Here is a 20,670-nt window from a genome sequence, read left to right on the forward strand (position 1 = left end):
GAGGGGGCCTACGTCGTGCCGGACGGCTGTGGGCGAAGTCGCTGGTGGCCGTGCATTTCGGGCATTTGCTGCTGGGGCTGCGGCGGCGTGGCGATCGGTCGGGTTCGTGTGGCTCTGACCTTCTGATCCGTAGTCAGATGCTTTGGCCCTTGGTCTCGCGGGGGGCTTGCGAGGCGAAGGTTACGCGGACGGTTGTTCCCCTGGACGGTTCTGAGAAGAGTTCGGCTCGGCCGCCGTGGGCGGCGGCTATGGCGGCGACGATGGGGAGGCCCAGGCCGGCTCCGGGGGAGTTCTGGTCGGTGCGGTGGAAGCGTTCGAAGGCGCGGGCGGCGGCGTCGGGGGGCATGCCAGGGCCCTGGTCTGTTACCTCGATCAGTCCTGGCGCTACGTGGATCGTCGCGGGTGTTCCGGGGGGTGTGTGGGTTCGGACGTTGGCCAGGAGGTTGGCCAGGACCTGGCGAAGGCGGGGTTCGTCGACGGTCGCGATCAGAGAGTCGGGGGCGTCCAGGGTCAGGGGATGGTCGGGGGCGGACGCCGTGGCGTCTGCTATGGCGTCGCGGGCCAAGGAAACCAGGTCTGTCGGGGTTGGGTTCAGGGAAGCCTCGCGGTCTAGGCGGGCTAGCTCCAGGAGGTCGGTGACCAGTTTGTTCATGCGGCTCGCCTCGTCCTCGATGCGGCGCATGGCGTCGGGGAGCTCGTCCGGGCCGAGAGCGCCGTGCCGGTACAGCTCCGCGTAGCCCTGGATGGTCGTCAGCGGGGTGCGCAGCTCGTGCGAGGCGTCGGCGGCGAACTCGCGGACGCGGGCCTCGGAGCGGCTCCGGGCCCAGAACGCCTGCTCGATCCGCTCCAGCATCACGTTGATCGCGGCGGCGAGCCGGGCGGTCTCGGTGCGGCTGGACGAACCTGGCATGCGGGCGCGCAGGTCGCCGGCGGCGGTGATGGCGTGCGCGGTGGCGGCCATCCGGTCTAGCGGGAGGAGGCCGCGGCCGATCAGCCGGCGGCCGAGCACGATCAGGGCGGCGAGGAGGAGCGACGCCGTGGCGATCTCGGACAGGACGAGGTTGCGCACCGCCGAGTGGATCTCGTCGAGCGGGGACGCGACGACGACGATGCCGTTCCGCCAGGGGCGTGCGACGGCGCGCAGGCCGGGGAGGGAGAAGGGTTCTAGCGTGCGGGCGCGGTTTGCGAGTTCTTTCTGGCCGAGCTTCTCGACTTCGGCTACTGCGCGAGTGGGAGACGGCTGGTCGCCGCTGAGGACGTTCACCCGTCCCGCCGGGCCGACGGCCAGCACGACGAAGCGGGCCGGAGCGACGCCCTGTTCGGGGAGGCCGGGGCGCAGGAGGCGGGGGACGGCGCGGTCGCGGGTGGCCTGGAGCTGCTCGTCCACCCGGTGCATCAGGTAGCCGCGCAGGACGAGCGCGCTGACCAGGCCCATGATCGCCAGCCCGGTGAAGGTGACGGCGAGCAGGCCGGTGAGCAGCCGGGCGTTGAGCGTCATGGCCGCAGCGCGTAGCCCACGCCGCGCTGGGTGTGGATGAGCGGCGTGCCGAGCGGGTCGAGCTTGCGGCGCAGGTAGCTGATGTAGGTCTCGACGACCTGCGGGTTCCCGTGGTCCCAGCCCCAGACGCCCGCGAGGAGTTGTGTTCGCGACAGCACCATGCCCGCGTTCCGCATCAGGTAGGCGAGGAGGCGGAACTCGGTCGGTGAGAGATCCACGTCGACGCCGCCGCGGCGGACGCGCCAGTGTGCCTCGTCTAGTTCCAGGTCTGCGACGCGTAGTACGTCGGTGTTCGGGGGTTCAGTGGGGGGTGGGGTCGTGCGGCGTAGGACGGCTCGTACGCGGGCTATCAGGGCCTCGATCGAGAACGGCTTGGTGACGTAGTCGTCGCCGCCGAGCGTCAGGCCGGTGACCGTGTCGGACGGGGTGTCCCGCGCCGTCAGGAAGATCACCGGGACCTGGTCGCCGGACGCGCGGAGCCGCCGGCACACCTCGAAGCCGTCGAGATCGGGCAGCATGACGTCCAGGAGGATCAGGTCGGGACGTTCCTCGCCCGCTGTGCGCAGCGCCTCCTCGCCGGTGTCCGCGGTGACGGTCGCGAAGCCGTGGAAGCGCAACGCGACGTCGATCAGATCGCGGATGTTGGCCTCGTCCTCCACGACGAGCACCCGCCGGTTCTCGCTCATCGGCTCCCGCAGATCGTGCCGTATGCCCTGGTCGTGGCTCCGACCGTACCCGCCCTAGCGGGGCTTCGGGACGTGGACCAGCCGTGCGTTGCGGGTGTCGCCAGACCGTTCGCCCACCACGAGGACCTGGTCGCCGGACGCGAGCGCCTTGAGCGTCGACTTCTCGGCGTTCTTGCGGACGCGGGTGTTCGCGTTGGCCGTCCACGTCCAGGAGACGCCGTCGTCGCTGCGGACGGTGACGGTAGTGGCTGAGACGGCGGTGATCTTGCCGCGCTGCCATGTTGCGAGGTGGAAGCCGTCCTTGCGGCGGACGGTGGCCTCGCCGTGGACGCCGCGGAAGGGGCGGGCGTGGCGGTGGGGGTGCTGCCGCTTGCCCGGGTGGCCCTTGCGGTCGTGCCACTTGCCTCGGGGGCCGTCGCCGGGGTGTGCCGTCGTCTTTTTGGGGGACGGGGACGGGTCGGCGGCGGACGCCGGGACGGCCAGGTAGAGGCCGAGCCCGAGGACACCGGCGGCGCCTACTCCGGCCGCGATCGTCTTTCGGTTGGTTCGCATGCCGCCCATCTAAGCGGTCGTGACTGGTAGAAGTCTGTGCCGAATTCTGGGAGAAGCCTGGGAATCTCCGTCTTTGTTGGGGTGTGGGTGCTAGTCGGAACTGGTGAGGGTTTCCAGGACCTGGGTGCCGTACTTGGCTAGCTTGTTCTCGCCTACGCCGTTGATGCGGCCCAGCTCGGTGAGGGTGGTGGGGACGGCGGTCGCGATCTCGCGGAGGGTCGCGTCGTGGAAGATGACGTAGGCGGGGACGCCCTGCTCCTTCGCGGTGGCGGCGCGCCAGGCGCGGAGGCGCTCGAAGAATGGCATCGCCTCGGCGGGGAGTTCGACCGGGGCCTTGCGTTCCTTGGCCGTCTTGGCGGCCTTGGTGGCGGGGCGTTCCGGTTCGCGGCGCATCATGACCTTGCGCTCGCCGCGCAGGACCTCGGAGCTCGCGTCGGTCTGGAGCAGGGTGCCGTGGTTGCTCTCGACCGCGATGAGGCCCTGGGCGAGGAGCTGGCGGACGACGCCGCGCCATTCGGTCTCGCGGAGTTCGGTGCCGACGCCGAAGGGCTTGAGGGAGTCGTGGTCGAACTGGATGACCTTCGCGCTCTTCTTGCCGAGCAGGATGTCGATGATGTGCCCGGCGCCGAACTTCTGGCGGCGTTCGCGGTCGAGCCGGACGATGACGGAGAGGACTTTCTGCGCGGGGACGGTGGCGTCCCACGATTCGGGTGGGGTGAGGCACGTGTCGCAGTTGCCGCAGGGGTCGGCGGGCTGGCCGAAGTAGTTCAGCAGCTGGACGCGGCGGCATTCGACGGTCTCGCAGAGGGCGAGCATGGAGTCGAGGTGGGTGGCCTGGCGGCGGCGGAACGCGGCGTCGCCCTCGCCGCCGTCGATCATCTTGCGGAGGTTGACGACGTCTTGCAGGCCGTAGGCGAGCCAGGCGGTGGACGGGAGGCCGTCGCGTCCGGCGCGGCCGGTCTCCTGGTAGTAGCCCTCGACCGACTTGGGCAGGTCGAGGTGGGCGACGAAACGGACGTCGGGCTTGTCGATGCCCATGCCGAACGCGATCGTCGCGACGATGACCAGGCCGTCTTCGCGGAGGAAGCGCGACTGGTTGGCGGCTCGGGTCTGCGCGTCCAGGCCCGCGTGGTACGGGAGGGCTTCGATGCCGTTCTCGGTGAGGAACGCGGCGTGCTTCTCGACGGAGTTGCGTGAGAGGCAGTAGACGATGCCCGCGTCGCCCTTGTGCTCGGTCTGGAGGAGGCGCAGGAGCTGGCGCTTCGCGTCGGTCTTGGGTTCGATCCTGTATTGGATGTTGGGGCGGTCGAAGCTGGCGACGAAGTGGCGGGCTTGCTCGAGCTGGAGGCGGGACGCGATCTCGTTGCGGGTGGCCTCGGTGGCGGTGGCGGTGAGGGCGATGCGCGGGACGTTCGGCCAGCGTTCGTGCAGGCCGGACAGCATCAGGTAGTCGGGACGGAAGTCGTGCCCCCACTGCGACACGCAGTGCGCCTCGTCGATCGCGAACAGGGACACGTTGGCGCGGTCGAGGAGGTCGACGGTCGCGGGGAGGCGGAGGCGCTCGGGCGCCAGGTAGAGCAGGTCGAGCTCGCCAGCGACGAACTGCGCCTCGACGACCCGCCGCTCGTCGAGGTCTTGCGTGGAGTTGAGGAATCCGGCCTGGACGCCGAGCGTGCGGAGGGCGTCCACCTGGTCTTGCATGAGGGCGATGAGCGGGGAGATGACGATCCCGGTGCCCTTCCGGACGAGCGCCGGGATCTGGTAGCACAGCGACTTCCCGCCGCCCGTCGGCATGAGGACGAGCGCGTCGCCGCCGGCGACCACATGCTCGATGATCTCCCGTTGGCCGTCCCGGAACGCGTCGTACCCGAACACGCGCCGCAGGACGGCGAGGCTCTCCGTGGTCTCGGGGGTCTCCGGGCTCTCGGGGGAAGTCATCGGCCCATACTATGAGCCGCCTCCGGCACCGTCCCGGGAAAGCTCAGCTGTGGATAACCTCCGCCAGCTCGGGGGTGATTTCGTCGAGGTTGTCCGCTACGTGGGCCGCCAGGGCGAGTGCGTCGGCGGACGGCGGGTTGTCCGGGCGGGGGATCGCGATCACCGTCATCTCGGCGGCGTGGGCCGAGCGGAGGCCGTTGGTCGAGTCCTCGATCGCTATGCACGAACCGGCGGGCACCTCTAGTTGCGCGGCCACGGTCAGGTATCCGTCCGGCGCGGGCTTGCCCTGGTCGACCTCCTCGGTGGACACGGTGGCGCGGAACAGGCCGACCACCCCGATCTGTCCGAGCACCATGTCGATGAGGGCGCGCGGCGAGGAACTGGACAGCCCGAGCGGACGGTACTCCGCCATCCGCCGGACCGCGGACTCCGCTCCCGGCAGCAGCGGAAGCTCGTCCTCGTAGCGCTGGGACATCCGGTCGACGACCTCGTAGGCGACCTCATCGGCCGTGACCCCGTCGACGAGCTCGTCCGCGATGTAGGCGGCCCATTCCACGGTGCTCATGCCCATGAGGCGTTCTTGGGTGTCGGCCCGCCAGCGTCCTCCGCGCTCGGCGACGTACGCGCGCCGCACCTCCTCCCACACCGGCTCGGAGTCGATGAGGACGCCGTCCAGGTCGAACACGATGGCCTGCGCGGGCATGGTCATCTCCTCCGCGGTCTTTCCGGTGCGCGTCGTCGCGATCACTACCCGATGCGGCGGGACGGAACCGCCGTACTGGAACGGACTAACCCTGTCTGACATGGATCAATCCGGGCGAATGCGACATGATCCAGACTCGGTCTGGCATGGTGGAGTCTCTTCCGCCCCCATCCGGAGTCAACACAGAGGAGAGCTGCCCATGGTGTTCCTCGGTTTCCTGCTGGTCGCGGCCGCCATCGCCGTCGTCGTCGGGGTCGTCCTCGACAACACCGAACCCGCGAACCTGATCGTCTTCGGCCAGACCGTGCCCGGTGTGAACGAGCAATGGCAGGTCTTCTTCGCCGGCGCGGGCCTGGCCGTCATCTTCTTCGCGGGCATGATGCTGACCTTCCTCGGCGCGGGCAGGCGCGTCCGGACGCGCCGCGATCTGCGCGACCTCCGCGAGGAGCACGAGGAGTCGCTGACCACCCTGGAGATGGAGAAGCGGCGGCTGCAGCGGGAGCTCGCGCGCGTCCGGCAGAACCCCGGTGCCGGACAGGCCGCGGCACGTCCGGCCGCGGCGCGTCCGGCCGGTCCGGGCGGCCAGCCCGCCGGCCAGCCGGTCGGGCAGCCGGGCGGGCACCGGCGGACCGCGCGGCGGGAACCGGCCCCGGCCGGCCCCGGGACCCATGTCGCCGGACGGTCACAGATCCCGGCCACCTCCCCGTTCTTCGACCGACAGGACTGACCTCGTCCCGCCGATCCCCGGCGGGTGTCCGATGGTGCCGGACGGGTCGTTCTGGATGATGAGCGAAGCGTCCGGGCGGATCGCCGCGCAGAGGGATGACGGGCCTGGTCCGCGCCGGTGAGGATCGTATTGTGCGGATTCTTCTCAAGGTGGGCATCACCGCGGTCGCCCTGTGGGTCGCCACGGTGCTGATCGACGGCATCTCGGTCGGCGGCGAATCGGACGGCCGCCGCGCCCTCACGCTCGTCGCCGTGGCCGCCATCTTCGGCCTGGTCAACACCTTCATCAAACCGGTCATCAAGACGCTCGGCTGCGCCTTCTACGTCCTCACGCTCGGCCTCATCGGCCTGGTGGTGAACGCCCTGCTGCTCTGGCTCACCAGCGAGCTGGCAGGGGAACTCGACCTGCCCTTCCACGTGACCGGCTTCTGGCCGGCGTTCTGGGGCGCGATCGTCGTCGGCGTGGCCGGCTGGCTGCTTCACCTCGTCGTCCCCGAGAAGGACGACGACAGGAGGAAGAACGACAAGAAGGACAGGAAGAAGGACTGATTCTCAGCGGGCGTCCACGAGATGTGGGGCGGCGCTCGCGGCGCGCTCGAAGGGACCGGCCTCCAGCCTCCCGGCGGGCGCGTCCGCGTATTCGCGGTATTCCGGGGGATGGACGCCCGGCGCGCTCACCAGGATCCAGCGGCGGGTCCGGACGGCGCCGATGAGGAACTCCGCGTCGGTGAGCGCCCCGGCGTCCGCGACGATCAACGCGTCGAACTCCTCGTCGCGGGCGGTGAGACCGACCCCGGTCGGCGTCCCGACGACGAGGTCGGCGGTGCGGAGCAGGACCTCGCCCTCGGCGGTCCGCCGGCCGTCGGTGTAGGCGGTGAGCTGCTCGATCCGGGCCATCGCGCGGCGCTGGTGCGCCGGGACGGCCTCCGGGTTGTCGGCGGGATCCGAGCCGCAGATCTCCAGGACGTTCTGCCGCGACCGCTCCTCCGTCCGCGCCGCCGTCTCCAGATCGGCGTCCCGGGCTGACATCTCCTCGGCGGCCGCGGCGATGTGGCGGTCGAGCGCCGCCTCCGTGTCCGCCGCCCGGGACGCGGCGGTCTCCGCCTCCGACCGGGCCCGCCGCGCCGCAGCCAGGGCCTCCTCGCGGGCCGTCCGGGCGGCGGTCACCCGCTGCTCGATGGCCTGCGCGGCCTGCTGCGCGACGTGCGCGCGCCGGCCCTCCTGGTTCGCCTTCTCGACCGCCGCCGTCGCGAGCCGCGCCTGCTCCTGGTGCTCGCGGCCCGCGGTCTCCCGCTCGGTCGCGAGCCAGGCCAGCTCCGTCCCCAGCCGTTCCTGCGCCTCCTGCGCCTGCTGGAGCCGCGCCCCGCCCTCCGACACGAACGACGCCAGCCCGCGCCGCACCCGCTCCGCGTGCTCCGCCGCGTCCTTGGCCTCCCGCGCCCGCTTCACCGCCTCATCGGCCTCGCGCGTCCGGGCCCTGACCTCGTCGCGGAGGCTCCGCAGCTCCGACGGCGGCGACGCGACGTGCAGCCGCTGCCCGAGCGTCATCTTCCGGCGTATCGCCGACAGCGCCGACTCCGCCGAAACCAGGCGGTAGTAGGCGGCGTGGCCCTCGGCTGCGGCGTCCGCGTCGGCGGCCGTCAGGCGGTGCGCTTCCTCGGCCGCCCCTGGGAGCGCCTCCCGGGCCCTTGCCAGTTCGTCGGTCAACGATGCCTCTGCCTGGCGTGCGCCTTGCAATTCCGCCTGTGCGGTCTTGGCGCGCTCGTCGAGCTGGACGCAGCGTGCGTAGGACGCGTCGGCCGTCCGGGTCACCGCGTTCGCCTCGGCAGCGGCCTCTTCGGCGATCGTCCGCAGCCGCTCCGCCTCCGCGCGGGGACCGGCCAGCTCCGCCTCCGCCTCCTCCTGGACGGCGGTCAGCCGCTCCGCCTCGCCCTCCGCCGCGACCGCGGCCCGCTCCGCGTCCTCCGCCGCGTGCCGCGACTCCTCGATCGTGGCGGTCAGCGTCGCGCGCTCCGCGTCCAGCGCCTCACGGCGCCGCAGGTTCCCGGCCTGGACGGCCTGCAGCGCCGCCGCGTCCCGCGGCCACTGCTCCAGCCACATCAGCCCGCGGCGCAGCAGGCGCGTCTCGGTCTCCCACGACAGCCGCCACGCCTCCCCCACCGGCCGCAACGCCGCCGACCGCACCCGCGTCTCCGGCGCGGACGGCCCTTCCGCCGGGACGACGGGCTCCCCTGCGGGCACGGCGGGCAGCGCCTCGACCCGGGTCACTCCCGCCGCTCCGGCGTCGCTTGTCCCGGTCTCCGTCTCGGACTCGGACTCGGGCGCGGGGTCGGATTGGGGCTCGTGCTCGTGCTCGGGGCGGCCGGTCAGGGGCTTGAACTCGACCGTTCCATTGGATCCGTGCTCCCGCGCCGGTGGCGGCGGCGATTCGGGGACGTCGGCGTCGTCCACCGGCGGCAGGGCCTGCGTCTCCACCGAGCGGGCCTCCGCCGTCGCCGGCTGCGTCTCGATCATCAGGGAGAACACCTCGGGGTCGTCCTCCAAGCGCCGCAGCAGCTCGGCGGCCCGCTCCGGCGTGGGCGCGACCAGCAGGGCCCGGCCGTCGGCCGCCGCCAGCTCCTTGACGCTCTCGTGGACGATCTCGTCCCCGTTCTCCGCCTCGATGAGCCGGAGCGGCTCGGCCCTCTCCTCCAGCGATCCCGGCGCGACGAGGAACCGGGCCAGGACGTCCCAGTCGCCCGTGACGCGCTCTTCGCGCAATGCCCGCAGGGCCGCGATATGCGGCGTCCAGCCGACCGGCGGAACGTCCTCGGGCACCTCCTTCAGGCGCGCGTCGAGCTGCTCGTAGAACGCGGTCAGCGGCCCGTAGACGTCTTCGACCAGGTCGCGTCCGCCCCAGCCGTCTTCGGGGAGCTTCGTCCCGAGCTGGGGCGTGGCTCCGATCACCGGCAACGGCATCGTGCCGAATCCGGCCCTGGGGTCAAGCATCGCCTCGTCGTCCATGTCTGCGACTGCGGGCTCTTCGGCGTCCGCGGCGGCGTCGTCGTCGGAGACGGTCGGCATATCGGGCGCCGTGCCCGCGCCGGTGACGGTCTCGGGCTCCGGCTCCGGCTCCTCGACGGCTTCCGGCTCGGCGCCGGTCGCGTCTTCGCTTTCGACGTTGTCGTCAGCGGTTACGTCGTCGACGATCGGCTGGTCGGGGGCCGTGCTCGTGTCAGCGGCCGTTTCGTCGAGCTGCTCCGCGTCGGTGACCTCGGGCAGCGGTTCCCCGGCGGCTTCCGGTTCGGTGACGGGTGCGGGTTCGTCTGCCGGCTGGACGGTGTCGTCCGCCGGTTCGGTGCCGGTGGGCGTCTCGTCTTCGGGGGCAGCCTCGTCCGAGGCGTCCGGGGCGTCCGGGTGGGACGGGTCGTCGGGCAGGGGGAATGTGACGGTCGGGATTTCGGATTCGGGGACATAGACGGGCGTGGGCTGCCCGTGATCGGCGGTCTCGAGGCGCTCGTCCTCGGGCCCGCTGCTTCCTGGAGGCTGCTTCACCAACGTCATCCCGTCCCAGATCGACCGCCCGGGGCGTATTTTCCCCATCTGCCCGCGACTAACGTCTCACAGGTGAGCGGCTATCGGTGCCCCGCGAGCACGGCGTGATGATCTTCACCGTCGCGCGGCTGCGGGTCCGGATGGACGAGGGCGCCCGACAGGCGGGGCAGCGCGTGCAGCAGGCTGTGCTCGGCGTCGACCGCGATCTGGTGGGCGCGGATGACCGTGGCGGCGGGGTCGACGACCACGTCGCATTCGGCGCGCAGGCGGTGGCCGATCCAGCGGAGCCGGACGTCGCCCACCCCCAGGACGCCGGGCGTCGAGGAGAGCGCGGCCTCGGCGCGGTCGACCAGGTCGGGGTCGACGGCGTCCATGAGACGGCGCCAGACCTCGCGTGCCGTCTGCCACAGGACGGTCAGGATCGCGAAGGTGATCAGCAACCCGACCACGGGATCGGCCCACGGCGCGCCCAGCGCGACACCGCCGGCGCCCAGCAGGACGGCGAGGGACGCGAAGCCGTCCGTGCGGGCGTGCAGGCCGTCCGCGACCAGGGCGGCTGAGCCGATCCGGCGGCCGACGCGCATGCGGTACCGGGCGACCAGCTCGTTGCCCACGAACCCGACGAGCGCGGCGCCCGCCACGGCGGCCACGTGATCCACAGGCTGTGGATGGGCGAGGCGCTGGACGGCCGCGTACCCGGCGGCGGTCGCGGACGCCGCGATGGCGAGCACGATGATCACCCCGGCGAGGTCCTCGGCGCGCCCGTACCCGTAGGTGTAGCGGCGGTTCGGCGGGCGCCTGCCGAGGACGAACGCGATGCCCAGCGGGACGGCGGTGAGCGCGTCGGCGGCGTTGTGCAGCGTGTCGCCGAGTAGCGCCACCGACCCGGTGAACACGACCACCACCGCCTGGAGGACGGTGGTCGCGCCCAGCCCGGCGAGGGAGATCCAGAGTGCGCGCATGCCCTGCGCGCTCGCCTCCATCGCGGAGTCCACCTTGTCGCCCGCCTCGTGCGAATGCGGCCTCAGCACATGAAGCAACCGCCCCGCGAACGCCCGCCCAAGCCGGTGGCCGCCACCATGCCCACGGCTGTGCCCATGCCCATGGCCGTGTCCGTGGCCATGCCCATGCCCGTGCTCGTGGCCTTGAGCGCTGGCCTGCCGGTGGGGATCGCCCTGCGGGGTGTTCGGGACGTGGGTGCTCATAGCTCCACGATGACCCGAAAACCCCGTTGCAGCATCCCGACAACTGCGCTGTTGTCGCAGGTACGCGGCCTGTGTCAGTGCGGGTTGGTGGCCAGTAGCTCCGCCAGGAGGTCGTCCAGGGTGACGATGCCGGCGAACTCGTCCGCGTCGTTGACGACGGCGAGCTGGGCGCGGGCGCGGCGCATGCGGCTGACCGCGTCCAGGATCGTCGTCTCCGCCGTGAGGACGGGCGCCGGGTGGGCCAGCTCGCCCGCCCGCCGGTCGCCGCCGGGCTCGGTGATGGCGGCCCGGACGTGGACGATGCCCGTCATCGCGCCGTCCTCGTCGCGGACCAGGAGCCGGTTGTGGCCGCTGGCGGTCGCGGTCCGCCGGATCTGCGCGGCGGTCGCGTCCGCGCCGATCGTGGTGACGGACGTGGCGGGCACGACGAGCCGCCCGACGGTGGCCTCCCGGGCGGAGATCGCGCGGCGGAGCAGCTCGTGGTCGCGCCGCCCGATCAGGCCGAGGCGGCGGGACTCGCCGACCAGGTGGATGAGCCGGGCCGGGTCGGTGTGCGGGTCGAGCTCGTCCTTCGGCGTGACGCCGATGAGCCGCAGCAGCGTGTTGGTCGCCGCGTTCAGCGCCGACAGGATCGGCCTGGAAACCTTCGCGAACGCGCGGAACGGCAGCGCGAGGATCAGCGCCGAGCGTTCCGGGTGCGCGATCGCCCACGACTTCGGCGCCATCTCCCCGATGACCATGTGCAGGAACGTGATGACGGCGAGCGCGCAGCCGAGCGCGATGGCCTTCGCCCCCGCCTCCGGGACGCCGAGCGCGTGCAGCGGTGGTTCGAGGAAGTGCTCGAACGCGGGCTCGGTCACGATCGCGAGGCCCAGCGAACACATCGTGATGCCGAACTGCGCGCCCGCGAGCATCAGCGACAGCTCCCGGACGCCCGCGACGGCGGCGACCGCGGGGCGGCTGCCCTTCGCGGCGGCGCGCTCCAGCTGCGGCCGGTTGGCGGCGACGAGCGCGAACTCGGCCGCCACGAAGAACCCGTTCCCGACCAGCAGCAGGACGGTGATCAGCAGGGTGGTCAGCGGGTCCATGACGCCTCCACCGTGCCGCCCTCGGAGGCCGCCTCGGAGGCCGCCTCGGAGGCCGCCTCGGAGGCCGCCTCGGAGGCCGCCTCGGAGGAGGCCGCTCCAGCGGCCGTTTCGGTGGCTGGGGCCGGGACCTCGCAGGGCGGGTCGGAGACCTCCGGACGTTCCGCCGTGCCGGAAGCCGAATCAGCCGAAGCCGGAGCCGAATCCGACGCCGCTGCCACCGTCCGGAGCTGGATCTTCTCGGCGACGCGGCGGGCCACGCTGACGACCTCCAGCTCGACCGGGCCGCCGGCCACGTCGAGGGTGAGGCGGTCGCCGGGGCATGGCAGGCGGCGCAGCTCCGCCATGACGAGCCCGCCGAGCGTGTCGTAGGCGTCGCCCTCGGGCAGGTCGAGGCCGGTGAGGCGGACGACCTCGTCGATGCGCATGCTCGCGTCGACGAGCCACGAACCGTCGGGGCCGGACGTCGGGGCGTCCTCGCGGCGGTCGGTCTCGTCGGCGATCTCCCCGACGAGCTCCTCGGCGACGTCCTCGAAGGTGAGGATGCCGGCGAGGCCGCCGTACTCGTCCACGACGCAGGCGAACTCCTCGCCCGCGTCGCGCATGTGCTCGATGACCCCGTACAGCGGCTGGCTGCCGGGCACGAGCAGCGCCTGCCGGGTGACCTGCCCGACCGGGGTGGACGGGTCGAGCCCGTCATCGGCGACCTCGCGGACTCCCGCGACGCCGATGACGTCGTCCACCTCCTGCCCGTAGACGGGGTACGCGCTGTGCCCGGTCTCGCGGATCAGCGCGACGAGGTCGGAGAGGGGCGCGGTGGCGGGCAGGGTCCGGACGTGCGGGCGCGGCACCATGACCTCGTCCGCCGTGAGGTCGCCGAACGACACGGCCCGCTCCAGCAGCCCGGACAGGTCGGCGGGCAGATGCCCGGAGATGTGCGACTTGCCGATGATGTCGCCGAGCTCTTCGAGCGTCGCGCCGCTGTGCAGCTCATCGACGGGCTCGACGCCGACGGCGCGCAGCAGGCGGTTCGCCGAGCGGTCGAACAGCCGGATCAGCGGCCCGGCCACCGTCAGGTACACGAGCGTGGACGCGGCCAGCGCGCGCGCCAGCGACTCGGCGCGCGCGAGCGCGAGGTTCTTGGGGAACAGCTCGCCGAGCAGCATCTGGATGAGCGTCGCCAGGACGAACCCGGTGGCGAGCGCGATCGCGCCGGTCGCGCCCTCGGGCACGCCCGCGACCTCCAGCGTCGGACGGATCAGCTCGGCGAGCGCGGGTTTGGCGATGAATCCGACGACCAGGGTCGTCATCGTGATGCCGAGCTGCGCGCCCGACAGCATGAACGACAGCCTGCCGATGACCTTGACCGCGCGCCGGGCGGAGGTGTCACCGCGCTCGGCGGCCTGGTCGAGCGCCGCACGGTCGGCGGCGACGAAGGCGAATTCCTGGGCGACGAAGTATCCGGTTGCGGCGGTCAGCAGGACCACCGCGAGCACTCCCAGCACCGCGCTCACAGCACGGCACCGGGTCTATCACTGGGGTCCGACACCGCGGACTCACCACTCCTCTCATACAGGACTATCTGTCGTAACGTCACCCCGGACACCGAGGTTCCCGAAGCACAGGGTACGACCCGCGAGGTCACCGGCCTACGGACCGGAGGGACACGTCCGCGGCGGCCCCCGGCGGCGGGCGCGGGCCGTGCCGCGGGCGGGTATCGCGCGCCGCCGATCATCTGGGGCAGAATGGCGCTTGTCTCGTTCAGTGTCACGGATCACACTTGTATGAGAGGGTACGTCCGATACTGGGCAGGTCCGTGCTCCCAGACCGCCTTGTCCGGGCATGCTCAGGGGGATGGTTGGAGCGATCGCGGGGCTGACGTTGGAGCAGAGCGGGGCCGGGGCTGCCGCGCCCATGAGCCGTGAAGGCGTCGACCATGCCCTGCGGAGGCTTCGCGACGAACGCGACCGCATCTCCACCTCGCTTTTCGACCTCGACGGGCACGAGGGCAGCCGCCTTCTCGAAGGTGCCCGGCTCACCGGCGAGACCTGGCGGCGCTGGGAGGACGCGAAGACCAGGATGACGACGCTGTGGGCATTGTTCGACGCCTACCAGCGCGTCCTGGACACCGCCTCTGAGCTGCGCGGACGCTCGTCCCGTCCGGACGCGGCGACGCTCGTCGAGCTGACCGGGCTGCTCGCGGGCCGGTCGGTCGAACTCCCCGACGGCGAGATCCCGCTGCAGGACCGCACGCTCCTCGGGCCGCAGGAACAGCGCGTGACGCTGGACGAGGCCGTCGAGATGATGTCCGCCGCCTACGACTTCGTCGCGCGCGAGATCGCCGCCGCCGACGCCGCCTGGACGGCGCTGCTCCTCCCCCTCGAAGAGGTCGAGGAGAGCTGGCGGGACACGGCGCGGCTGGCGCACACCCTCGACGGCACCCGCCATCCCGAGCTGGACCGCGTCGGCCGCGAGCTGACCGCGCTGGGCCGCGTCGTCCGCTGCGATCCGCTGTCGCTCGTCCGGGACGGGCGTCCCGACACGGGGCGGCTCGACCGCGTCCGCGCCGTGCTGACGTCGCTGGGCGACGAGCTGACCGGTGTCGCCCGGATGCGCGACGACTACGCGGAGCTCGTCGCGCGGGTCACGGCGTCCATCGAGGAGGTCGAGAGCACCGAGCGGCGCGCCTGCGAGGCCCACGCGACCGCGCTCGTGAAGATCCAGTCGCCGAACCTGCCGGAGCCGGCCCGGGGGCTCGGCATCGCGCTCCGCGACCGGCTCGCCGCGCTGGAGCGGCTCCGCGAGGCCGGCCGCTGGGTCGAGCTGGCCGGACGGTTCGCCGAGCTCGAACGCGCCGCCACCGAGGCGCTGGAGCGAGCCCGCGGTGACCTGCGTCTCAGCGCCGGTCTGCTCGACCGGCGGGGCGAGCTGCGCGGGCGCCTGGAGGCGTACCGGGCCAAGGCCGCACGGCTCGGCGTCGTCGAGGACGAGCAGCTCACCGAGCTGTACGGGGAGGCCCGCGACATGCTCTGGACGGCGCCCTGCGACCTGCGGAGGGCCACCACGGTGCTCGCGGAGTACCAGCGGGCGGTCAGGGCGTGCGAAAGCGAGACGGGGACCCGCCGATGAACCGATGCTCCCAGCCCGGCTGCACCGGCGAAGTGGAGGCCGACGGCTTCTGCGACGTCTGCGGCATGGCCCCACCCTCACAACCCGTCCCGCCCATGACCCCGCCCCCTGCCCATGTCGCGTCGCCCGTTCCACCTCCGCAGCCTGCGCAAACTGTGCGAGGAGCGGTGTCGCGGCCTGGGCATGGGGCGGCTCCAGCACCCGGCGGGCGCGGGCCGGGTGCGGCGGCGGCCGGGGTGACGAGGCAGCAGACGCCGCCGGTGGCGCCTCCGACGACAAGGCAGCCGAGCGGCCCCGCGCCGAGCGGTTCCGCGCCGTCCGCGCCGTCCGCGCCGTCTGTTCCCTCCGCGCCAAACCGGTCCGTTCCGTCCGCGCCCAATCGGTCTGTGCCGTCAGCGCCCAACCGGTCCGCGCCCAGCGGGCGGTCGGGGCCGAGCGCGGCGTCGAGCGGCGGTTCGGCGAGCAGCGGGTCGCGGACGCTCGGGTCCGGCCGGACGGCCTCGCGCGGCGGATCGCGCGGGACGGGGTCCGGCGGGTCCGCGCGGCGCGGGATGCTCGGGGCCGGGCTGGTCGACGTGCCGCCCGTCCCGGCCCGCGACCCGGCTTCGGCGATCATGGAGAAGCCGGAGGTCCCGGAGAACCGGCGCTACTGCAGCCGGTGCGACGAGAAGGTCGGCCGCAGCCGGGACGGGCGTCCGGGCCGCACGGAGGGGTTCTGCGCGAACTGCGGGCATCCGTTCTCGTTCACGCCGAAGCTCCGCGCGGGGGAGCTGATCGGCGGGCAGTACGAGGTGCTCGGCTGCCTGGCGCACGGCGGGCTCGGCTGGGTGTATCTGGCCCGCGACCACAATGTCAGCGAGCGGTGGGTCGTCCTGAAGGGGCTGCTCGACACCGGCGACGCCGACTCGCTGGCCGCCGCGACGGCCGAGCGGGCGTTCCTGGCCGAGGTCGAGCACCCGAACATCGTCAAGATCTACAACTTCGTCCGGCACGACGACTCCGGCTACATCGTGATGGAGTACGTCGGCGGCCGGTCGCTGAAGGACATCCTGCTCAGCGCCCGCCGCGAGCACGGCGACGCGACGTCGCTGCCGCTCGGCCAGGTCATCGCCTACGGGCTCGAGGTGCTGAGCGCGCTCGGCTACCTGCACGGCGTCGGGCTGCTGTACTGCGACTTCAAGCCGGACAACGCCATCCAGTCGGAGGAGCAGCTCAAGCTGATCGACCTCGGCGGCGTCCGGCGGGCGTTCGACGCCGAGAGCCCGATCTTCGGGACGCCCGGCTACCAGGCCCCGGAGATCGGCTCGCGCGGCCCGTCGATCACGTCCGACCTCTACACGGTGGGCCGGACGCTCGCCGTGCTCAGCTTCCCGTTCCGCGGCTACACGGGACGGCATCTGCGCAGCCTGCCGCCCCGCGAGGAGGTGCCGCTGTTCCAGCGGCACGAGTCCTACCACCGGCTGCTGCGCCGCGCCACGCACCCGGACCCGGCCCGCCGGTTCCAGAGCGCCGCCGAGATGGCCGAGCAGCTCACCGGCGTCCTGCGGGAGGTCTTGTCGGCCGAGGACGGGCGCCCGCGTCCGGCCCCCTCGCCGCTGTTCGGGCCCGAGCAGCACACGGCCGGTACCGAAATCGTCGGCGGCCTCGGGCCGGGTGGCGGCGGCGTAGGCGGTGGCTCCGGTTCGACGGCCGCGCCGATCCTCGCCCCGCTGGAGCCGGGCGCCGCGGCGGCCGCGCTGCCCGTCCCGCTGGTGTCCGCCTCCGATCCGGCGGCCGCGTTCCTCGCCGGGCTCACCGCCCGCGACCCGGGCGACCTGGCGGCGGCGCTCAGCGCGGCGCCGGTGGGGTCCCGGGAGGTCAGGCTGGCGCTGGTCCGGGTCCGGATCGAGCTGGGCGACCTGGCCGGCGCCCACCGGCTCCTCGACGAGCTCGCGGCCCAGGACCCGGACGACTGGCGCGTCGACTGGTACCGCGGTGTCCGCGCCCTCGCAGACGGGCGCGGCCGGGACGCGTCGGCCGTCTTCAACGACCTGTACGACCTCGCGCCCGGCGAGCAGGCGCCCAAGCTGGCGCTCGCGTTCTGCTACGAGCTGATGGGCGTGCTCCCGCAGGCCGACCGCTTCTACGAGATCGTCTGGCGCACCGACCCGACCCACGTGAGCGCCGCGTTCGGCCTGGCCCGCACCCGGCTCGCGACCGGTGACCGGGCCGCCGCCGAACGCGTCCTGGACTCGGTGCCCCGCGTCTCCAGCCACTACCTCGCCGCGCAGCTCGCGGCGGTGGCCGTCGCGGTCCGCGGCCGGGGTCCGGCCGACCTGAACGCCCCGACGCTGATCGAGGCGGGGCGGCGGCTCGCGTCCCTCCGGCTCGACACCGAGCGCGCCGCCGCGTTCGCCGCCGAGGTGCTGGAGGCCGCGCTGTCCTGGGTCCGCACCGGGCGGACGCTCCCGGCCGGGGTGCGGCAGCCGATCCTCGGGACCGGGCTGGACGAGCCGTCCCTGCGCGTGAAGCTGGAGCAGACGTACCGCGTCCTCGCGAAGCTCGCCGACGGCGCGGAACACCGGCATGTGATGGTCAGGCGGGCGAACGCCGTGCGCCCGAGGACCCTGTTCTGACGATGGACGCGGACCAGCACACCCGAACCCGTACCGGCCTCTGCCGCGATTGCGGCGAACCCGTCCGGCAGCGCGACCGCTTCTGCGAAGGGTGCGGCCGCCCCGACCCGACGAACCCGGCCCATACGTGCACCGACTGCGGGAACGGCGCCATCGGGACGGACGGCTACTGCGACCAGTGCGGTTTCCGCCGGCCCGGCGAGCGAGACCACGTCGAGGCCGAGCTGGGCGGATTCGCGGCGGCGGTGAGCGACCTCGGGCTGAGGCGCCGCCGCAACGAGGACGCGTTCACGCTCGCCCCGCTGCCCGCCGGGGCATGCGCGGTCGTGTGCGACGGCGTCGCGACGGCGCCGGGCTCGGCGGAGGCGTCGCGGCTTGCGGCGGAGGCGGCGGCGTCCGTCCTGGCCGGACGGATCTCGGTGGGCATGGACCCGGAGGCCGCCACGCGCGCGGCGGCGGACCGCGCGGCCGAGGTCGTCGCGGACCTCACCGAGACCCCCGACGATCCGGACGGCGCACCCGCCTGCACCTTCGCGTCCGCCATCGTGGACGACGCGGGCATCACCGCTGGATGGGTTGGGGACAGCCGCGTCTACTGGCTGGCGTCCAGCGGCTCGTTCGTCCTGACGCGCGACGACTCCTGGGCCGCGCAGATGATCGAAAGCGGGGAGATGAGCGCGGCCGACGCCTGGGCCGACCGCCGCGCGCACCTGCTGACGGCCTGGCTCGGCGCGGACGCGGGCGTCGTCAAACCGCAGGTCGCGGCGTTCCGGCCCGAAGGCCCCGGGATGGTCCTGATCTGCAGCGACGGCCTGTGGAACCACCTCCCGGAAGCGGCGGACCTCGCAGCCGTGGCCCTCCACGGCGACGACCGGCCCCTCGACGCGGCGCGGCGGCTGCTGCGGGCGGCGCTCGACGCGGGCGGGCACGACAACGTCACGGCGGCGCTGATCGCCTGGCCACCGTCATTGTCGGCGAGCAGGGAGCCGGGCAGATGAGCGACGCCGTTCCCGAGTTCACGATCCGGGTGGACCAGAACGCCTACCTCCCGGCCGGTGGACGCGAGATGCACGCGATCGTGACCGTCGAGGCGCGCTCGTCCAGGGACGGCACCGGCGGCGACGACCAGGGCGGCCGCGCGCCCGCCGCCGAGATCATCCTCATCGACACCTCGGGCTCGATGTCGTACCGGGGCAAGATGGCCGCGGCGAAACGGGCGGCGCGGGCGGCGGTGAACGTGCTGCGCGACGGCGTCCACTTCGCCGTCGTCGCGGGCGCGAACCGGCCGCGGATGATCTACCCGCAGGGGGAGCGGCTCGTCGCGGCGGACGAGACGTCCCGGCGGAACGCGGTGCAGGCCGTCCAGCGGCTGGAGGCGGCCGGCGGGACGGCGATCGGGTCCTGGCTGCGCCTCGCCGAACGCCTGTTCACCGGCTACGACGGTGCCGACGAAGGGGCCGTCAAGCACGCCATCCTGCTGACCGACGGCAAGAACCAGCACGAGTCCGCCGCGGAGCTTGACGCCGCCCTGGCCGCCTGCTCGGGCCGCTTCCTCTGCGACGCGCGCGGCGTCGGCACCGACTGGGACGTCGCCGAACTCCGCAAGATCACCTCGGCGCTGCTGGGCGGGTTCCTCGACGTCCCCGACCCGGCCGACCTGGAGGCCGACTTCCTGGCGATGACCCGCACCGCGATGAGCAAGGAGATCGCGGACGTGTCGCTGCGCGTGTGGACGCCGAAGCAGGCGCGGCTCCGGTTCGTCAAGCAGATGGTCCCGGCCGTGGAGGATCTCACCGGCCGCCGGGTCGAGTCCGGGACGCAGACGGGCGACTACCCGCTCGGCGCGTGGGGCGAGGAGAACCGCGAGTACCACCTGTGCGTCGAGATCGGCGAGCCCGGCGAGGTGGGACGGCAGATGCGGGCCGCGTGGGTGAAGCTCCTCGCGGGCGACGGCGTGCTCGCGTCCGGGAACGTCCTCGCCGAGTGGACCGACGACGAGGCCCGCTCGACGCGGATCAGCGGGCGCGTCGCGCACCACACCGGCCAGTCCGAGCTCGCCGACGCCATCCGGCAGGGCCTGGAGGCGCGCCGGGCGGGCGACGAGGAGACCGCCACGTCCCGGCTCGGCCGCGCCGTGGTGCTGGCCCGCGAGGTCGGCAACGAGCAGATCTCCGACCTGCTGGACCGGGTGGTGGACGTCGTCGACCAGGCGAGCGGCACCGTGCGGCTGAAGCGGGAGGTGTCCAAGGCGGACGAGATGTCGCTCGACACCCGCTCCGTCCGGACGGTCCGCACCCGGCACGGCGGCGAGCAGGGGGGAGGCTGAGACCATGCCGGAACCCCAGCCGGCTCCACAGTGCCCGCACTGCGGCACGCCCCGCTCCGGCCGCTTCTGCGAGGTCGACGGGTACGACTTCGACACCGGCTCGCTCCACACCGCCCAGCTCGCCGCCATCCGCACCGCGGAGGCCATCCGCGCCGCGGTCGGCGACAGTACCCCTGGCCGTCCCCAGGTCCCGGCGCAGCGCAGCGCCAGCGGCGGCCCGCACGCCCCCGCCTCCCCCGGCTCGGTGGCGCTGATCACCGCAGACCGCGCCTACTTCGACTCCGTAGTCGCGCTGATGGGGCCTGACGCGTCCGCGCTGACGTTCCCGCCGTACTGCCCCGAGCGCCGTGTCCCGCTGACCGGCGAGCAGGTCCGGATCGGGCGGCGCAGCGCGTCCCGCGGGATCGAGCCGGAGATCGATCTGAGCGGCCCGCCCGAGGACCCCGGCGTCTCGCACCTGCACGCCGTCCTGCTCGCCCGGCCCGGCGGCTCCTGGTCCCTGGTCGATCCCGGGTCGACGAACGGCACCACGCTGAACGGCGGGACGGACCCGATCGGGGTCAACGTGCCGGTCCCGGTCACCGCCGGCGACCGCATCCATGTCGGCGCGTGGACGACCATCACGCTCCAGGAAGGCCCGCCATGACGATGACTCCGCCCCACAGATCATCGG

Annotated in this window: 16 protein-coding genes; 7 read left to right on the forward strand and 9 right to left on the reverse strand. The window is 73.0% G+C overall.

What is annotated here, in order from left to right:
* Window positions 1-133 precede the first annotated feature (133 nt).
* The 5 genes from ACH34S_RS31595 to ACH34S_RS31615 all read right to left on the reverse strand — a co-directional run bounded on the left by ACH34S_RS31595 (window position 134) and on the right by ACH34S_RS31615 (window position 5,479).
* A complete protein-coding gene (locus tag ACH34S_RS31595) occupies window positions 134-1,498 on the reverse strand; it encodes a sensor histidine kinase (protein ID WP_395956493.1) in 1,365 nt (454 codons plus the stop codon).
* Entirely contained in the window at window positions 1,495-2,184 is a 690-nt protein-coding gene (locus tag ACH34S_RS31600; RefSeq protein ID WP_395956494.1) for a response regulator transcription factor, read from the reverse strand. The genes ACH34S_RS31595 and ACH34S_RS31600 overlap by 4 nt, the downstream gene beginning before the upstream one ends.
* Before the next feature lie 54 nt (window positions 2,185-2,238).
* The gene (locus ACH34S_RS31605) at window positions 2,239-2,736 is read right to left on the reverse strand and encodes a DUF5666 domain-containing protein (RefSeq protein WP_395956495.1); all 498 of its coding nucleotides are present in this window, start codon (window positions 2,734-2,736) and stop codon (window positions 2,239-2,241) included.
* Window positions 2,737-2,826: 90 nt separating this feature from the next.
* Window positions 2,827-4,674, reverse strand: coding sequence for a DNA helicase RecQ (gene recQ, locus ACH34S_RS31610; RefSeq protein WP_395956497.1), 1,848 nt, complete (start codon window positions 4,672-4,674; stop codon window positions 2,827-2,829).
* Between the two features lie 43 nt (window positions 4,675-4,717).
* Window positions 4,718-5,479, reverse strand: a complete 762-nt coding sequence (locus ACH34S_RS31615) for an HAD family hydrolase (protein ID WP_395956498.1) — start codon at window positions 5,477-5,479, stop codon at window positions 4,718-4,720.
* A 97-nt stretch (window positions 5,480-5,576) separates the two neighbouring features.
* On the opposite strand from ACH34S_RS31615, the gene ACH34S_RS31620 reads away from it, so the two are divergent.
* Both ACH34S_RS31620 and ACH34S_RS31625 read left to right on the forward strand, forming a co-directional pair.
* Window positions 5,577-6,104: a hypothetical protein gene (locus tag ACH34S_RS31620; RefSeq protein WP_395956499.1), complete on the forward strand. Its 528-nt coding sequence runs from the start codon at window positions 5,577-5,579 to the stop codon at window positions 6,102-6,104.
* 131 nt (window positions 6,105-6,235) lie between these two features.
* Window positions 6,236-6,652 carry a phage holin family protein gene (locus ACH34S_RS31625; RefSeq protein WP_395956500.1) on the forward strand — a complete coding sequence of 139 codons (417 nt, stop codon included), beginning with the start codon at window positions 6,236-6,238 and terminating at the stop codon, window positions 6,650-6,652.
* A 3-nt stretch (window positions 6,653-6,655) separates the two neighbouring features.
* Here the strand turns inward: ACH34S_RS31625 and ACH34S_RS31630 are convergent, their stop codons facing one another.
* From ACH34S_RS31630 to ACH34S_RS31645, 4 genes are all read right to left on the reverse strand, one after another.
* Window positions 6,656-9,685 (reverse strand): hypothetical protein, encoded by a 3,030-nt coding sequence (locus tag ACH34S_RS31630; RefSeq protein WP_395956501.1) that lies wholly within the window; start codon window positions 9,683-9,685, stop codon window positions 6,656-6,658.
* Window positions 9,686-9,717: 32 nt separating this feature from the next.
* The gene (locus ACH34S_RS31635; RefSeq protein ID WP_395956502.1) at window positions 9,718-10,842 is read right to left on the reverse strand and encodes a cation diffusion facilitator family transporter; all 1,125 of its coding nucleotides are present in this window, start codon (window positions 10,840-10,842) and stop codon (window positions 9,718-9,720) included.
* 74 nt (window positions 10,843-10,916) lie between these two features.
* Complete coding sequence (locus tag ACH34S_RS31640) at window positions 10,917-11,930, reverse strand: hemolysin family protein (protein ID WP_395956503.1); 1,014 nt, start codon at window positions 11,928-11,930, stop codon at window positions 10,917-10,919.
* On the reverse strand, window positions 11,918-13,441 hold the full coding sequence (locus tag ACH34S_RS31645; RefSeq protein WP_395956504.1) for a hemolysin family protein: 1,524 nt from the start codon (window positions 13,439-13,441) through the stop codon (window positions 11,918-11,920). Before ACH34S_RS31645 ends, ACH34S_RS31640 begins: the two co-directional genes overlap by 13 nt.
* Window positions 13,442-13,781: 340 nt before the next feature.
* Here ACH34S_RS31645 and ACH34S_RS31650 point away from each other — a divergent pair, with 340 nt between their 5' ends.
* From ACH34S_RS31650 to ACH34S_RS31670, 5 genes are all read left to right on the forward strand, one after another.
* Window positions 13,782-15,056, forward strand: a complete 1,275-nt coding sequence (locus ACH34S_RS31650; protein ID WP_395956505.1) for a hypothetical protein — start codon at window positions 13,782-13,784, stop codon at window positions 15,054-15,056.
* Window positions 15,057-15,607: 551 nt separating this feature from the next.
* Window positions 15,608-17,671: a tetratricopeptide repeat protein gene (locus tag ACH34S_RS31655; RefSeq protein WP_395956636.1), complete on the forward strand. Its 2,064-nt coding sequence runs from the start codon at window positions 15,608-15,610 to the stop codon at window positions 17,669-17,671.
* A 2-nt stretch (window positions 17,672-17,673) separates the two neighbouring features.
* Complete coding sequence (locus ACH34S_RS31660) at window positions 17,674-18,669, forward strand: protein phosphatase 2C domain-containing protein (RefSeq protein WP_395956506.1); 996 nt, start codon at window positions 17,674-17,676, stop codon at window positions 18,667-18,669.
* Window positions 18,666-19,997 (forward strand): VWA domain-containing protein, encoded by a 1,332-nt coding sequence (locus ACH34S_RS31665; protein WP_395956507.1) that lies wholly within the window; start codon window positions 18,666-18,668, stop codon window positions 19,995-19,997. The genes ACH34S_RS31660 and ACH34S_RS31665 overlap by 4 nt, the downstream gene beginning before the upstream one ends.
* Before the next feature lie 4 nt (window positions 19,998-20,001).
* A complete protein-coding gene (locus ACH34S_RS31670; protein ID WP_395956508.1) occupies window positions 20,002-20,643 on the forward strand; it encodes an FHA domain-containing protein in 642 nt (213 codons plus the stop codon).
* Window positions 20,644-20,670: the final 27 nt, after the last annotated feature.

Source organism: Actinomadura sp. 3N508, assembly GCF_044326375.1.
Classification (GTDB): Bacteria; Actinomycetota; Actinomycetes; order Streptosporangiales; family Streptosporangiaceae; genus Spirillospora.

Excerpts from the sequence above, each read along its gene's own strand:
- ACH34S_RS31595 (WP_395956493.1), bottom strand. The coding sequence starts at position 1,498 with ATGACGCTCAACGCCCGGCTGCTCACCGGCCTGCTCGCCGTCACCTTC.
- ACH34S_RS31600 (WP_395956494.1), bottom strand. The coding sequence starts at position 2,184 with ATGAGCGAGAACCGGCGGGTGCTCGTCGTGGAGGACGAGGCCAACATC.
- ACH34S_RS31605 (WP_395956495.1), bottom strand. The coding sequence starts at position 2,736 with ATGCGAACCAACCGAAAGACGATCGCGGCCGGAGTAGGCGCCGCCGGT.
- recQ (WP_395956497.1), bottom strand. The coding sequence starts at position 4,674 with ATGACTTCCCCCGAGAGCCCGGAGACCCCCGAGACCACGGAGAGCCTC.
- ACH34S_RS31615 (WP_395956498.1), bottom strand. The coding sequence starts at position 5,479 with ATGTCAGACAGGGTTAGTCCGTTCCAGTACGGCGGTTCCGTCCCGCCG.
- ACH34S_RS31620 (WP_395956499.1), top strand. The coding sequence starts at position 5,577 with ATGGTGTTCCTCGGTTTCCTGCTGGTCGCGGCCGCCATCGCCGTCGTC.
- ACH34S_RS31630 (WP_395956501.1), bottom strand. The coding sequence starts at position 9,685 with ATGGGGAAAATACGCCCCGGGCGGTCGATCTGGGACGGGATGACGTTG.
- ACH34S_RS31635 (WP_395956502.1), bottom strand. The coding sequence starts at position 10,842 with ATGAGCACCCACGTCCCGAACACCCCGCAGGGCGATCCCCACCGGCAG.
- ACH34S_RS31640 (WP_395956503.1), bottom strand. The coding sequence starts at position 11,930 with ATGGACCCGCTGACCACCCTGCTGATCACCGTCCTGCTGCTGGTCGGG.
- ACH34S_RS31650 (WP_395956505.1), top strand. The coding sequence starts at position 13,782 with ATGGTTGGAGCGATCGCGGGGCTGACGTTGGAGCAGAGCGGGGCCGGG.
- ACH34S_RS31655 (WP_395956636.1), top strand. The coding sequence starts at position 15,608 with ATGCTCGGGGCCGGGCTGGTCGACGTGCCGCCCGTCCCGGCCCGCGAC.
- ACH34S_RS31660 (WP_395956506.1), top strand. The coding sequence starts at position 17,674 with ATGGACGCGGACCAGCACACCCGAACCCGTACCGGCCTCTGCCGCGAT.
- ACH34S_RS31665 (WP_395956507.1), top strand. The coding sequence starts at position 18,666 with ATGAGCGACGCCGTTCCCGAGTTCACGATCCGGGTGGACCAGAACGCC.
- ACH34S_RS31670 (WP_395956508.1), top strand. The coding sequence starts at position 20,002 with ATGCCGGAACCCCAGCCGGCTCCACAGTGCCCGCACTGCGGCACGCCC.